The sequence below is a fragment of the Halorussus aquaticus genome, assembly GCF_024218795.1.
Taxonomy (GTDB): domain Archaea; phylum Halobacteriota; class Halobacteria; order Halobacteriales; family Haladaptataceae; genus Halorussus; species Halorussus aquaticus.
The window spans coordinates 2,638,696-2,652,539 of record NZ_CP100400.1 but is presented as its reverse complement, the minus strand read 5'-3'; the positions used below and the strand labels follow the sequence as shown (position 1 = coordinate 2,652,539).

Here is a 13,844-nt window from a genome sequence, read left to right as displayed (position 1 = left end):
CGTTACTCCTGCGGTTGGTCGGAGTCGTCGTCCGTCTCGGACGACGACGCGTCACCGTCGCCGAGGATGGCCTCCACGTCGGCGTGGTCGTGGAGCAGGTCCCGCATCGTCTCGACCGTCTCGGCGTCGCGCGTCCGACCGCTCCTGACCACGTCCTCGGCGCGCTCTATCGTCGTCAGTGTGTCCGACTGGACCAGCAGGACCGGGACGCCCTTCTCCTCGGCCTTGCCGACGATGGCCCCCGGCGGGCGGAACCCGCCGGTCAGAATCAGGCACTTCACGCCCGGCGCTTCCAGCGCGACGCGCTGGAGGTCCGGCCGGTCGCCGCCGGTTATCAGGGCGGCGTCCTTCGTCCGGCGGAGGTGGCGCAGCGCGGAGTCGCCCGACATCGCGCCCACGAGGAACCGCTCGACGAAGGCCTCGCCGGACGCATCGTTCAACTGCTCGGCCGAGAGTTCCGCGGCGAGTTCCGCGACCGTCACGCCCGCCAGCGATTGGTCGCGGGGGACGACGCCCAGAACCGGGACGCCGCGCGCTTCGAGGAACGGGACGACTTCGGTTTCGAGACCGTCGAAGTTCCCCTCCTGCACCGCGTTGAACAGCACGCCGAGCAGTCGGTCGCCCACGTCGTCGGCGGCCGCCAGCAGGTCGTCCACGTCGCCGCCCTGCTCGTACTTCGACATGAGCAGGACTTCGGCGTCGAGGAGGTCGGCCACGTCGGGGTCCGTGAGACCGACGATGCCGCCGGTGGTGAGTTTCCCGCCGCCCTCGACCACCATCAGGTCCTTGCCCTCCGCCAGACTGTCGAAGCTCTCGCGGACCTGCTCGCGGAGTTCGTCGGGGTCCTCGCGGCCGCGAATCGCCTGCTCGACGAACGTCGGCGAGTAGACCACGGGTTCGAGGTCGTGCATCTCGGCGTCCAAGTCGAGCAGTTCGCGGGCGAGCATCGGGTCCTCGTCCAGCGTCTTGCCGACGTTGCTCTGGAGTCGGGTCCCCTTGGGTTTCATGTAGCCGACCGAGAGGCCGCGCTCGGCGGCCAGTTTAGCCAGCGCGAGCGCGACCGCGGTCTTGCCTGTGCTCTCTTCGGTCGCGGTGACGAGTATCGTTTTCATAGGTTGTCGGTGTCCACGGTGAGTCGCACGTCCACGGCCTGTACGCCGTCCGGACCCGCGACGAGGGGGTTCACGTCGAGTTCGAGTATCGCGGGGAAGTCGGTCACGAGTTGCGAGAGGCGCTGGAGGCTCTCGACGACGGCCTCGCGGTCGGCGGGGTCGCGGCCTCGCGCGCCTCGAAGGAGCGGCGCGGACCGAATCCCCTCGACCATCTCGGTCGCCTCGCGCTCGCTCACGGGCGCGACCCGCGTCTCGGTGTCCTCCAGAATCTCCACGAAGATGCCGCCGAGTCCGAACAGCAGCAGGGGACCGAACTGCGGGTCGCGGTTCATCCCGATGATGGTCTCGGTCCCTGAATCGAGGTCCACCATCTCCTGTACCTGCACGCCCAGAATCGTGGCGTCCGGCTGGTAGTTCCGGGCGCGGGTCACGAGGTCCTCGAAGGCGTCGTACACGTCCTCGGGCGAGACGCCGACCTTCACGCCGCCGATGTCGGACTTGTGGAGGATGTCGGGCGAGACTATCTTCATCACCACGTCGTCCTCGATGTCCTGCGCGGCGCTGACCGCGTCCTCGGGCGTCTCTGCGACGGTGCCCTCCGGCGTCGGAATCCCGTAGGCGTCGAGCAGGCCCATCGCCTCCACGCCGAGGCGGTTGTCGCCGCGCTCCTCGGCGCGTTCGAGAATCTCGCGGGCGCGCTCGCGGTCTACGTCGAACGTCCGGGGGTCCTCGTACTCGCGCTCGCTGATTTCGCGGTAGCGCGAGAGCGAGTCGAGACTCCGGACCGCCCGCGCCGGGTCGAAGTAGTTCGGGATGCCGCCCTCGCGCAGAATCTTCTTGGCCGAGGCGGTTCGCTCGCCGCCCATCAGCACCGAGGCGACCGGTTTCCCGTGTTCGGCCTGCAGGTCGGTGATGACCCGCGCGAGGTCGTCGAAGTCGATGACCGCAGTCGGTGCCGACAGGACCACCGCGCACCCGACGTTCTCGTCGGCGAGCGCGATGTCCAGCGCCTCCTCGAATCGGTCGATGTCGGCGTCGCCGATGGCGTCGATGGGATTGTAGATGTTGGCCTCCTCGGGCATCGACTCGGAGAGCGCCGAGAGGGTCTCCTCGGAGAACGAGGCCAGCGAGAGGTTGGAGTCGCCCACCGCGTCAGTGGTCATCACGCCCGGGCCGCCCGCGTTGGTCACGATGGCCACGTCGTCGGAGTCGGGCAGGGGTTGGCCCGACAGAATCTGTGCGAAGTCGAACAGTTCCTGCACGTTCTCGACCCGGAGGACGCCCGCCTGTTCGAGTCCGGCCTCGTAGGCCTGCTCGCTCCCCGCGAGGGTCCCGGTGTGCGAGGAGACCGCCTGCGCCCCGGCCTCGGTCCGGCCCGACTTGACCATCACGATGGGGGTGTCGTCGGTGACTCGGCGCGCGGCGTCGATGAACTCGCCGCCGTCTTCGACGCCCTCCAGATAGCCCAGAATCACGTCGGTGTCGGGGTCGTCGCCCCACGCCTCCACGAAGTCGGTCTCGTCGAGGACAGCCTTGTTACCGAGCGACACCACGTCCTTGAAGCCGATGCCCTCGTCGTTGGCCCAGTCCAGCACCGCGGTGATGAACGCGCCGGACTGGCTCATGAAGGAGATAGACCCCGGAAGCGCGTTCTCGGGACCGAAGGTAGCGTTCATCCCCGACGGCGTGCTCATCACGCCGAGACTGTTCGGACCGACCACGTTGAGGTCGTACTTCTCGGCGACCTCGGCCAGTTCCCGCTCCCGGGTCGCGCCCTCGCTCCCGGTCTCGCCGAACCCGGCGGTGATGACGACCACGTTCCGCACTCCGGCCTCGCCGCACTGCCGGACGGCCTCGACCGCGATTTTCGGCGGGACGACGACCACCGCGAGGTCCAGTTCGCCCGGAACGTCGGCCACGTCGGGGTAGCACTCCAGCCCCAGCACGTCGTCGTAGTTGGGGTTCACCGGGACGGTCTCGCCCGCGAAGTCGGCCCGCAGGTTCTCGGTAATCGCGCGACCGATGGACCCCTCGCTCTCGGTCGCGCCGATTACGGCGACTCGCTCGGGCGTGAACAGCCCAGCTAACCCGCCGGAAGACTCGCTCCGCTCGACTTCCGAGGTCCGCGTCACTTCGTTTCCCGGACCGCCAGTGTTCTCGTCCACGTTCGTCAGTTCGCCCGATTCGCGCTTAAAAGTGGTGTCCTGTTTCCGGACGGTGGGAATCGGTCGCGTCGGGGAATCTTCACCGCCTCCGCCGCGCAGCGACCGGTTCGTGGCGACCGCCGTGAGAGCGAGTACGATAATCGAGACCTAAACGGACACAACCTCCGGTATCCGCCCCCGAAGAGGGATTATTTACTCGGATGTGAAATCAAAAATCCAGAGTAGAGGCGCCAACTCTTGCGTAAATGGTGCATAATTATACGTCCGGGTACTCTTGGTCCACCCGATGTCAGAATCCGGGAAGTCAGTTCAGTCGCTGGAGACAGCGCTTCCAGACCCGGCCGAAGCGGACGACGTGATATACGACCCGTCGATGGACCGCCTCCGCGAGTTCTCCGACCACCTCGAGACGACCACCGAGTTCGGTTCGCCGTCCTACGTCAGCGACGAGCGTTCTCGCAACGCCGACCGGACGAAGAACGCGGTGGACGACGACTTCGACGCGGACGACTACGCACGCATCGAGCGAACGTTCGACGCGGCTCGCGAGCGAGAGATGGTCTGCGTGGACCGCCGGATGGGCCGATACGACGACCACTCCTACGTCTGCCGACTCTACGTCCCCCGGGAGTACGGCCGCATCGCGCTGGCGTGGGCGAAGCTCTTCGAACCCGTGACGGGCGACGGGGACTCCCGTCCGGACCCGGACTTCGTGACGGTCCAGATTCCCGACGCCGACGAAATCGCCGTCAGAATCCTCCCCGACGAGGGCGTCACCGCCGTCCTCGGGAGCGACTACACCGGGGAGGCCAAGAAGTCGTTCCTCCGCCTGTTCATGTACTACGCCAAGAAGCAGGGCGGACTCGGCCTCCACGCCGGGAGCAAGCGCGTCCGCCTGACGGACGGCTCCGGCGACCTGAAGGAGGTCGGACAGGCGTTCCTCGGTCTCTCGGCCACCGGCAAGTCCACCCTGACGGCTCACGGTCTCTGGCTGGACGACCCGGAGGAGGCGACCATGCTGCAGGACGACGTGTGCGCCCTGCTGCCGGACGGGACCATCGCGGGGAGCGAGGGCAACGGTCTCTACGTCAAGACCATCGGTCTCGACGCCGACGAACAGCCCGCGATGTACGACGCCGTGACCGACGAGTCGGCCGTGCTGGAGAACGTGGACGTCGCCGAGGACGGCACGGTGGACTTCGAGAGCGACCGCTACACCACCAACGGCCGGGCCGTCATCGAACGCGAGCATCTCTCGTCGGCCGACGAGGACATCGACCTCGACGGCGTGGACCAAGTGTTCTTCATCACCCGGAACCCCGTCATGCCCCCGGTCGCCAAACTCTCGCCGGAGGAGGCCGCCGCGGCGTTCATGCTCGGCGAGTCCATCCAGACCAGCGCGGGCGACCCCTCGAAGGCCGGGGAGTCCATCCGCGTGGTCGGCACCAACCCGTTCATCGTGGGGTCGAAGGGCGAGGAGGGCAACCGCTTCCGCGACCTCGTGGCCGACCTCGACGTGGACTGCTTCGTCATCAACACCGGCCACCTCGGCGCGGAGCAGAAGGACATCGGGGTCGAGGAGTCGGTGACGATTCTGCGGGAAATCGCCCGCGGCACCGTCGAGTGGACCGACGACGAGGCGACCGGACTGACTATTCCGAGCGCGGTGCCCGGCATGGACATCGCCGCGTTCGACGTGGCCGAACACGTGGCGAATCTGGACGAGAAACTGGCGAGACTCCGGACCGAGCGCCGGACCCACCTCGACACCTTCGAGGACCTCGACGACGCAATTCGGGACGCGGTGTACTGACGCTCGGCCCGTTTTCCGTTCTTCTTCTCCTACTCCCGCGAACAGGTGTCGATTCCGAGCAGCGCGTTCACGCCGCAGAACTGCGTGGCGGCGTTGAACAGGAGTCCCGCGCCCCCGAGCACCGCGGCGACGCCGATGCCGTCACGCCCGGTGAAGAACGCGCCGACCGCTACCGCGACCAGTGCGACGCCGCCGACTGCGCGGGCGATTCGGTCGAGTCCGCCGACGTTTCGTTCGAGTGCCATGGACGAGAGTGAGGACCGGAATCAGTTAACTCTACGCCGGACCGGGACGGCGTGACTCGCCGCTCCCGGGACAACGACTCCGAGCGTCGCACCTCGCGACGGGTCGGGTCTACCGTTCGTCGGCGAAGTCGTTCTCACCTGTCGCGGACTGCTCCACGCGGAGGTCCCCGCTCAGTTCGCGCTCGGACGCCGGACTGATGGTGATTCCGGCGGCCTCGAACTGTGACTTGACCGCGAGTCCGAACTCCGAGCGGACCCGCAGGATGTCCTTGCGGGTCGGGTTTCGAATCCAGAACTGAATGTGGAGTACCAACTCGTCGTCGCCGAACTCCGAGAAGTAGACGCGGGGTTCTGGGTCCGACAGCACCGCGGGGTGGGAGACCGCCGCCTCACCGAGCAGCGACATGGCCTCCTCCACGTCGTCGTCGTACCCGATGCCGACCTCCTCGGACACCCGGAACTCAGCGCGGCCGTACTGGCTCACGATGGTACTCGTCGTCAGTTCCGTGTTCGGAACCGTGACCGTCTCGTTGCTCTCGGTCCGGACGCGAGTGGTCCGGAAACTGATGGCCTCGACGACGCCCTCGCGGTCGCCCCACGCTATCCAGTCGCCGACGTTGAAGTTCGGGTTGACGACCAGAAACAGGCCGCTGATGAGCGCCCCGATGACCTCCTGACCCGCGACGCCGATGGCCAGCGTCGCCGCGGCGACGATGAGCGTCGAGTTCGTCAGCACCTGTCCGTACCCGCCCGCCGCCATGCCGAACGTGACGCCGACCACGACGACGAGTAGATGGAAGTAGCGCCGAAAGGCGTCCTGTATCGTCGGGTTGTTCGGGTTTCGCTGTCGCACGATACGGGTGGTGGCGGGTTGGGCGACGAACCGACCGACGAGGTAGACCGCGAGGAACGCGAGCGCGAACTTCCCGAACGGGAGCAGTATCTCGCGGTACGCCTCCGCTGGCGTATCGACGGGGTCTTGGAGCGGGTCGAGTTGCATCGGCGCGTCCCCACTGATATGTCCGCCAGAATGATAATCGCCGTGGGCGAACGCCCGGTTTCGCGGCGCGTCGGGCGCGGATAGAACGCCGTTCTATCGGTCCTCCGAGTCCGCGTGGGCCGCGCGAATCGCCCGCTCCAGCGCCGCGCGCTCCGGGCCGAACTGCAGGTGCGAATCGCAGTCGTAGTCCGACGCGCCGAGACCGGCGACAGATTCGACCGCTGGACCGCCGTCACCCTCGATGGCCCGACTCACTTCGCACTCCGCGTCCTCGTCCGCCGTCTTCACCGCGTCTGCGATGCGACTGTCGGGGTGGCCGAGCAGGTAATCGACGTGCCAGTGGCGGGCGTCGCGCTCCCCGGCGGCGAGTTCGCGGTGTCGCTCGACGCGCGCGAACCCGCCGGTTCCGAACGCGCTCCCGGTGTAGGCGTACCATCCGGCGGACAAGTCGCGCTCGCCCGCCGCGCCGAACTCGACGGTGGCGTCGGCGGCGAGTTCCACGAGCAGCGTGTAGGTTCCTTTCGACATCGTCGGTGTTCCTTTCCCGTACCTCCCGTTTCAGAGGTGCGAGGCGACCAGCGCCGCGGTGACCGCGAGCATCGTCACGCCGTTCAGCGCCACCGACTGCTCGTGGTACTTGGCGAAGCCGTCGTCGCCCGCGCGCTCCATCTTCGGAATCAGGACCTGCCGGGCGTAGAGGTTGAGCGCGACGCCGACCAGCGGCAGGGCCGCGAGGAGTACGCCGCCGAGGGGACCGACGGAAACGACCAGCGCGGCGGTGGCCGCGACGAAACCCAGCGCCGCACCGAACGAGTAGTACTTCGGGAAGATGGCGTTGACCACCTGTCCCGCGTCGTCGCCCAGCACGTCGAACGTCGTCGGCGCGCCGACGAACGAGAAGAAGACGATGCTCCCGAGCCAGACGCCGAGGCTGGCGTCGATAATCGTCGCGAGCGCGGTTTCGAGGAGGCCCATGTCCGGCGGTTGGGAGGCGCAGAAAATCAAGGGTTCGGCTTCGGCGAGGCGCTCCGCTCGAACCCCGCGACGACCGATGCGCAGGTCTCAATACGTTCGCAGACGAGGCTCGGGATAGTGGTTCAGGACTTCGTCGAGGCGCTACTGGTGGACCCGTTCACGGCGATGAACACGGTCGGTCTCGTCGCGTTCGCACTCGTCGGCGCGACCAAGGCGATACGCGAGGAGTTCGACGTGTTCGGCGTCGCGGTCGTCGGGCTAGTCACGGCGTTCGCTGGCGGTGCGACCAGAGACCTCCTCGTGAATCGGGTCCCGCTGGCGCTGCGATCGGTCGGCGAAATCAGCCTCGGGATGCTCGGCGTGGGTCTCGCCGTCGTCGTGAGTATCGTCCTCGACTCCCCGGACGACCACCCCGTCACGCTGTTCTCCGACGCGGTCGGACTCGCCGCCTTCACCACGGCCGGGGCCATCGTGGCGACCGACGCGGGCGTCTCGGGGTTCGGCGTCGTCGCTATCGCGACCATCAACGCGGTCGGCGGTGGTGCCTTCGCCGACATCCTCCTCGACCGGTCGCCGTTCATCCTCTTCGACGATTTCTATGCAAGTTGCGCGGTGCTGGGCGGTAGCACGTACTGGATTGCGGTGACTGTCGGCGCGACCGGCAGTACCGCTGCGGCGGTGTGTGCGGCGGTGACGGTCGGGACGCGGATGGCGGCGGTCACCTACGGGTGGACCCTCCCAACGGCGCAGATGCTCGGACTGGCCCGCCGGGAGACCGGGAACCGATAAGGAGCAGATTGCGGTCCTAACCGCTACGTTCTGCGGCGTCTCACTCCGCCACGTCAGCGACTTCTGCGCCCGACAGTTCTCGAAGCCTCTTCGGGTCGATGGGGAAGACCGCTTCCGGGGTTCCAGCGGCGGCCCAGACAGTTTCGAACTCGGTGAGCGTCTCGTCGAGGTAGACCGGTACCTCGGCGTCGTGGCAGAACGGCGGGACGCCGCCGATGGACCACCCGAGGGTCGCCTTTATTTCGGCGGCGTCGGCCATCTCCACCTCGTCTTCGGCGAGTCCGAACAGGTCGGCGAGTTTGGCCTCGCTGACCCGGTTCGCGCCGCTGGTCACCACCACGACCAGTCGGTCCGCGGCGCGCATCGCGATGCTGCTGGCGATTTGTGCGACGTCACAGCCGACGGCGTCGGCGGCGTCCGCGGCGGTCTTGGTCCCCTCGGGGAACTCCTGCACGTCCACCTCGAAATCGTACTCTCTACAGGCGCGGTCGGCGAACTCCCTCGCTCGGTCGTGCATGGCCGTGGCTTGTGTCGGCCCGGTTCAAATAGTTCGGGGTCGGCGCAAGTCACGGTCGGCCGTCAGCGTCCAGTCGGTCCGCGCTCAGTCGGTCGGCCGTCTCCGTTCGGTCGTTCGGCTCTACTCAGTCGGTCGTCTCCGTTCGGTCGGTGGTCTCCCGTTCCGTCGATTCCGCGCCGGAACTGCCCGTCGTCGAGAGTCCCCGGAGCGCGGCGACCACCGCCGCCCCCGCCACGACGAGACCGCCCGCGATGCCGAAGGCCACCAGATAGCCGAACTCCGCGGTCCACCCGCCGAGCAGCCCTCCGGCCCCGCCCGCCGCGGCGACCAGCGCGGCGTGAACGCCGAGCGCCTCGCCGCGGATGGAGGCGGGCGCGTGACGGGTCACCAGTCCGGTTCCGGTCACGGCGATGACCGCCCACGTCACGCCGATGACGAGGAAGACGCCGACTGCACCGCCCGTCGCCACGAGTCCGGTCGCCGCGCCGACGAGCGCGACGACGGGGAACGCCGCGGCCCGAACCCCCAGCGCGGCGCTCTGGAACAGTCGCACGTCGAACCCCTCGCTGAGTTTCCCGACCGCGCCGTAGCAGGCCGCCGACGCGAGACTGGTGGCGAGATACAGCCCGAAGGTCGCGTCGCCGCCGTACCCCTCCGCGGAGAGGTAGGCCGGTAACGGTGCCCAGAACGCCGCGAACCCGGTCGAGAACAGCGCGACCGCGAGGAAGTACGCCGCCAGTCGGGGCGTGAACCGCCGGGCGAAGTGTCGGGGCCGAAGCCCGAGGGTCGTCCAGTAGAGCCGATTCGGAGTGAACGCGAACGTCGCCGTCTTGACGTTGCGGTGGGTCCCCGAGAGGAAGCGCGCGATTCGCCTGCGGTCGGCCCGCCCGAGGTCGGTCGCGGCCGAGGGCATCCACCTCGCTGCCGCCACCGCGGAGACGGCCGCGAGCGCCGCGGCGACGCCGAACAGCCAGCGCCGCGCCGAGAGCGGCGAGTCGAACTGGGGCACGAGAACGCCGAGCCACAGGGTTCCGAGGACGAGACCGCCAGCCCAGCCGAACCCCTGATAGCGGTTCAGGGCCGCGATTCGCCCCGACCACGCTCGCTCGGGCGCGTCGGCCACGACGAGCAGCGTCAGAACCGGAGCGGCGGCGGCCGAGACGAACCAGAGGACGGCGTTGACGGCGACGACCGCGACCACCGAGTCGAGGAGCGGAATCGCGCCGAGCGAGACCGCCGCGCCGAGCAGACTGGCGACGACGACCGACCGCCGGTTCTGGGTCCGGTCGGCGATGCGGCCCCAGAGTAACGCGCCGGGCGTCCCCAGCAGCGCGGCGCTGGCCGCCAGCAGGCCGAGCGCGGTCGGGTCGCCGCCGAGCGCGACGACGTAGAGCGGAACGAGCAGGGAGGCCGCGCCGAGCGCGACCGACCCCAGTCCCCACGCGTAGAGCCACCGTTCTGTCATCGACGCGACAGAGGTACCAACGACACGTAAAACTCCTGAATTAGCTCACTCGGTCGTCTCGTCCCGGAGGCCCGCCGCGGTCTCGAAGATGTCGTCCATCCACGCGTCGAGGTCGTAGGCCGTGACGAGCTGGCGCATGTGACGCATGCGCTCGCGGCGCTCCTGCGTATCGTCGGTGATGGCCCGGTGGACCGTCTCGGCGAACTCCTTGGTCGCGTACGGGTTGATGGTGTAGGCGTAGTCGCCGAGGGTGTCGTCGACGCCCGCGAAGTCCGACAGCACCAGCGCGCCCCCGTTGTCGAGCTGGGCCGCGACGTACTCCTCGGCGACGAGGTTCATCCCGTCGCGGACCGAGCTCACGAGCGCGAGGTCGGAGTGGCGGTAGAGGCCGTACAGCGACTCGGCGGGAAGCATCTCCGTGATGGCGACCACCGGTTTCCAGTCGTCGGTGGCGAACCGGTCGTTGACTCGCTCGGCGGTCTCGGAGACTTCCTTCTGAATCTCTTGGTACGCCGGAATCTCGCTCCGGCTCTCGCTGGCCTTCTGGACGTAGACGAACTCGCCGCGGAACTCGGGGTGCGAATCGAGGAAGTATTCGATGGCTCTGAGTCGCTCGGGGATGCCCTTGGTGTAGTCGAGGCGGTCGACGCCGACCGCGACTACGGCGTCGTCCGCGATGCCTCGCTCCTCGCGGAACTCGTTCCAGAACGCCTCGGCCTCGTCGCTCCCGGCGAGTCGCTCGATGCGGTCGGTATCGACGCCCATCGGGAACGACTTGACCAGCGTGGTGGAGTCGCCGCGGTGGACCTCGCCGGAGTTCCAGTCGATGGCGGCGTCGTCGAAGCAGGCGTCGACGCCCTCCAAGAACTGGGCACAGAACCGGTCGACGTGGAAGCCGAGCAGGTCGTTGGCGAGCAGGCCCTCCATCAGTTGTCGGCTCTGGGGGCACACCCGGAAGTCGTCCCACGTCGGCCACGGGATGTGCCAGAAGTGTGCCAGCGTGGCGTCGTCGCCGAGTTCGCGTCGGACCATCCGGGGTGCGAGACCGAAGTGGTAGTCTTGGAACCAGATGAGGGACTCCGGGTCTGCCTCCGCCGCGGCCGCCTCGGCGAACCGCCGGTTGACCTCCCGGTAGCGGTCCCAGAACCGCGGCTCGTACGTGATTCGGCCCCGGTCGCTGTGACAGAGCGGCCACAGCACTTGGTTGCTGTAGCCGTAGTAGTACTCCTCGACCTCGTCGTCGTCGAGCCAGATGCGCCGGAGGGTGTAGGAAGGGTCCTCGGGGGGCACCCCGACTCGGTCGTGCTCGTCGACGACTTCGCGGTCGGCGTCGCCGTCGCCCCACGCGACCCACGTCCCCTTCGCGCGTCGCATGACCGGGTCGAGACCGGCGGTCAGTCCGCCGACCGGGCGCTCGACGGTGATCTCGTCGCCGTCGAACGAGTGGCTGTACGGTTCGCGGTTCGAGACGACGACCAGCCCCTCGGTCGGCGCTGATCCGCCGTCGGACGGTAGTTCGCCCGTCATCCCCTCGGCGTTCGGTCGGTTCGGTTCGGCGCGAGGCCACCGCGTCGCCGGGTCCCCGCCCGAGCGGTCACGCCCTCGCGGGCAGACGTGTGCCGTTTCGAAGCTGGTCGAACGGCTGTCGATTCAATCATGTCCGTACCAGACGGCGTACTACCTCTTCTTGTTTGGGGATAGCTCGGGGCGTTCGATTTACTCCCGGAACTCTCGAACTTGCTCGCGGGTCGGTAACGCCGCCATAGCGCCAGCGGCCGTCGTCGTGACGGCGGCCACCGCGTTGGCGAATCCGAGAACCGCCGAGAGCGAGGTATCGCCCTCGGCATCGGCGAGCGCCGCGAGCGCCCCCGCGGTGAAGGCGTCGCCCGCGCCGGTGGTGTCCACCGGTTTCACGTCGTAACCGCCGTGGGACGCCGCGCCAGCGCCCCACGGTGCCCGGTCGGTCGCGTAAGCGAAGGCTCCGTCGTCGCCCTGCGTCAGCAGGACGGTGTGGGGTCCGGTCCCCGTGACGGCCGCCGAGAGCGCCTCGGGCGATTCGCCCTCGAACCCGGCGGCTTCGAGGTCCTCGGGGGTCGCCTTCACTACGTCGGCGAAGTCGAGCATCTCGGCGACGAGGGAGGGGAAGTCGCGGTCGGTTTGCCCCCACAGTTCCGGCCGTGCGTTAGGGTCGAAGACGACCGTCGCGCCGCGCTCGGTCGCGCGCTCGGCGAGGTCGAGCGTGGCCGACCGACCCGGGTCGGCCGCGAGCATCACGCCGCCGACGTACACCCACTCGACCGCGTCCAGCGTCTCGCCGGGGACGCCGCCGGGTTCGATTCGCGTGTCGGCGGTGCCGTCGCGGTAGAAGGTGAACGCGCGGTCGGCGTCGGCGTCGTGGCTGACGAACGCCAGCGCGGTCTTGGCCGCGGGGTCGCGCTCCACGAACCGGTCGGGCAGGTCGAACGACGAGAGGGTCCCGGCGAGGGAGTCGCCGAAGGGGTCCGCGCCGACGCGCGTCCAGAACCACGGGGTCGCGTTCAGGCGCGCGAGCGCGACGGCCACGTTCGCGGGCGCGCCGCCGGCGCGCCGGGAGAAGTTCTCCACGTCGGCGAGCGGGCCGACGCTGTCGGGGAGGAAATCGACGAGGGTCTCCCCGGCGACGAGGATGTCGGGGGTTCGCTCGGAGTCGGTCATGCGTCTCGGGGATTCGGCGCAGGACCCGAAAAGTGTTCGGCGGAAGACGGGAAGCGGACTCGGCGACGCTCCACTCCGACTGGAGTCACTCGTGGGCGTCGTCGAGGACGGGGATGAACTCCCGACACTCCGCGAGGACCGCGGGGTCGAGTTCGGCCACGAGGTTCCGCTCGCCCCGGTTCAGTCCGGCCTGCACGCTCCCGTCCGGTCTGACGACCCGGGAGCGCCCGGCGTACTCGGTCGGGTCGCCGACCGCCTTCCGTCCGGTCCGCCCGGCACCGACGACCCAGCGGACGCCGTCGAGCGCCCGTGCGCGCAGGAGGAGTTTCCAGTTCTGGCTGTGGGCCGCGGGCCACGCGCCGACGACGAACAGCGCGTCCACGTCGGGACCCGCGAGCGCCGCGCTCTCGCCCACGAAGTTGAGGTCGTAGCAGGTGAGCAGTCCGGTGGTGCCCGCGGGCGTCTCGACCGTGACGCGCTCGCGGCCGGGTTCGAGGACCTCGCGCTCGTCCGCCCAGAGGTGGCGCTTCCGGTAGACGGTCGTCTCGCCATCAGAGTCAAGGTACGCGACGGCGTTGTAGAACGTCGATTCGGTGGCGTCGGCGTCCTCGGCGGAGTTCGTGACGACGGCGGCATCGTGCGCCTCCTCCGCGAACCCGACGAGGAGCGCGCATTCGGTGGCCACTGCGAGATCGCTCAGGCGGCCGAGGGCTTCACCGTCGCGCTGGAGTGCGGCGGCATGGATTCGCTCGTCGGCGACGAACCCCGTCAGGGCGTACTCGGGGAAGAGCGCCGCGTCCACGTCCGGCGGGAGGTCGGCCACGCGCTGGCGTATCGCGTCCGTGTTCGCGTCCACGTCGAGGTCGGTGACCGCCATCTGACAGGCCGCGACGGTCGGCGAATCGGTGTCGGTCACGGCTATCGGGTCGAAGGCGAGCGAGAAAAACAGTGCGGTAGACGGCGGGAGACGCGGTCGTGTCACGTCGCGTGATGTCCGTGTCGCGTCACAGTACGTCGAATCACGGTGGGTCGTCACGTCGCGGCGCCAACCACGCAAGGGTCGAGAACC

General features: G+C 68.7%; 13 protein-coding genes. 2 read left to right on the top strand and 11 right to left on the bottom strand.

Translation table 11 applies throughout. The features are described from left to right. Positions 1–2: 2 nt before the first annotated feature. Complete coding sequence (locus tag NGM06_RS13650; RefSeq protein WP_254267488.1) at positions 3–1,112, bottom strand: phosphotransacetylase family protein; 1,110 nt, start codon at positions 1,110–1,112, stop codon at positions 3–5. Next, positions 1,109–3,244 (bottom strand): acetate--CoA ligase alpha subunit, encoded by a 2,136-nt coding sequence (gene acs, locus NGM06_RS13645; RefSeq protein WP_254270035.1) that lies wholly within the window; start codon positions 3,242–3,244, stop codon positions 1,109–1,111. Before acs ends, NGM06_RS13650 begins: the two co-directional genes overlap by 4 nt. A gap of 319 nt (positions 3,245–3,563) precedes the next feature. Here acs and NGM06_RS13640 point away from each other — a divergent pair, with 319 nt between their 5' ends. Then, on the top strand, positions 3,564–5,090 hold the full coding sequence (locus tag NGM06_RS13640; RefSeq protein ID WP_254267487.1) for a phosphoenolpyruvate carboxykinase (ATP): 1,527 nt from the start codon (positions 3,564–3,566) through the stop codon (positions 5,088–5,090). A 29-nt stretch (positions 5,091–5,119) separates the two neighbouring features. Here the strand turns inward: NGM06_RS13640 and NGM06_RS13635 are convergent, their stop codons facing one another. The 4 genes from NGM06_RS13635 to NGM06_RS13620 form a co-directional block, all read right to left on the bottom strand. Then, on the bottom strand, positions 5,120–5,335 hold the full coding sequence (locus NGM06_RS13635) for a YgaP family membrane protein (protein ID WP_254267486.1): 216 nt from the start codon (positions 5,333–5,335) through the stop codon (positions 5,120–5,122). 109 nt (positions 5,336–5,444) lie between these two features. Then, a complete protein-coding gene (locus NGM06_RS13630) occupies positions 5,445–6,335 on the bottom strand; it encodes a mechanosensitive ion channel family protein (protein ID WP_254267485.1) in 891 nt (296 codons plus the stop codon). 93 nt (positions 6,336–6,428) lie between these two features. Continuing rightward, a complete protein-coding gene (locus NGM06_RS13625) occupies positions 6,429–6,863 on the bottom strand; it encodes a GIY-YIG nuclease family protein (RefSeq protein ID WP_254267484.1) in 435 nt (144 codons plus the stop codon). Positions 6,864–6,893: 30 nt separating this feature from the next. Next, entirely contained in the window at positions 6,894–7,310 is a 417-nt protein-coding gene (locus NGM06_RS13620) for a DUF4149 domain-containing protein (RefSeq protein WP_254267483.1), read from the bottom strand. A 165-nt stretch (positions 7,311–7,475) separates the two neighbouring features. On the opposite strand from NGM06_RS13620, the gene NGM06_RS13615 reads away from it, so the two are divergent. Beyond that, the gene (locus NGM06_RS13615) at positions 7,476–8,099 is read left to right on the top strand and encodes a trimeric intracellular cation channel family protein (RefSeq protein ID WP_254270034.1); all 624 of its coding nucleotides are present in this window, start codon (positions 7,476–7,478) and stop codon (positions 8,097–8,099) included. 40 nt (positions 8,100–8,139) lie between these two features. On the opposite strand, the gene NGM06_RS13610 is transcribed toward NGM06_RS13615, so the two are convergent. The 5 genes from NGM06_RS13610 to NGM06_RS13590 all read right to left on the bottom strand — a co-directional run bounded on the left by NGM06_RS13610 (position 8,140) and on the right by NGM06_RS13590 (position 13,691). After that, complete coding sequence (locus tag NGM06_RS13610; RefSeq protein WP_254267482.1) at positions 8,140–8,616, bottom strand: YbaK/EbsC family protein; 477 nt, start codon at positions 8,614–8,616, stop codon at positions 8,140–8,142. Positions 8,617–8,740: 124 nt separating this feature from the next. Then, entirely contained in the window at positions 8,741–10,081 is a 1,341-nt protein-coding gene (locus NGM06_RS13605; RefSeq protein ID WP_254267481.1) for an MFS transporter, read from the bottom strand. Positions 10,082–10,126: 45 nt separating this feature from the next. After that, the gene (locus tag NGM06_RS13600) at positions 10,127–11,608 is read right to left on the bottom strand and encodes an alpha,alpha-trehalose-phosphate synthase (UDP-forming) (protein ID WP_254267480.1); all 1,482 of its coding nucleotides are present in this window, start codon (positions 11,606–11,608) and stop codon (positions 10,127–10,129) included. Between the two features lie 189 nt (positions 11,609–11,797). Beyond that, complete coding sequence (locus NGM06_RS13595; RefSeq protein WP_254267479.1) at positions 11,798–12,775, bottom strand: carbohydrate kinase family protein; 978 nt, start codon at positions 12,773–12,775, stop codon at positions 11,798–11,800. An 85-nt stretch (positions 12,776–12,860) separates the two neighbouring features. Next, positions 12,861–13,691, bottom strand: a complete 831-nt coding sequence (locus NGM06_RS13590; RefSeq protein WP_254267478.1) for a carbon-nitrogen hydrolase family protein — start codon at positions 13,689–13,691, stop codon at positions 12,861–12,863. Positions 13,692–13,844: the final 153 nt, after the last annotated feature.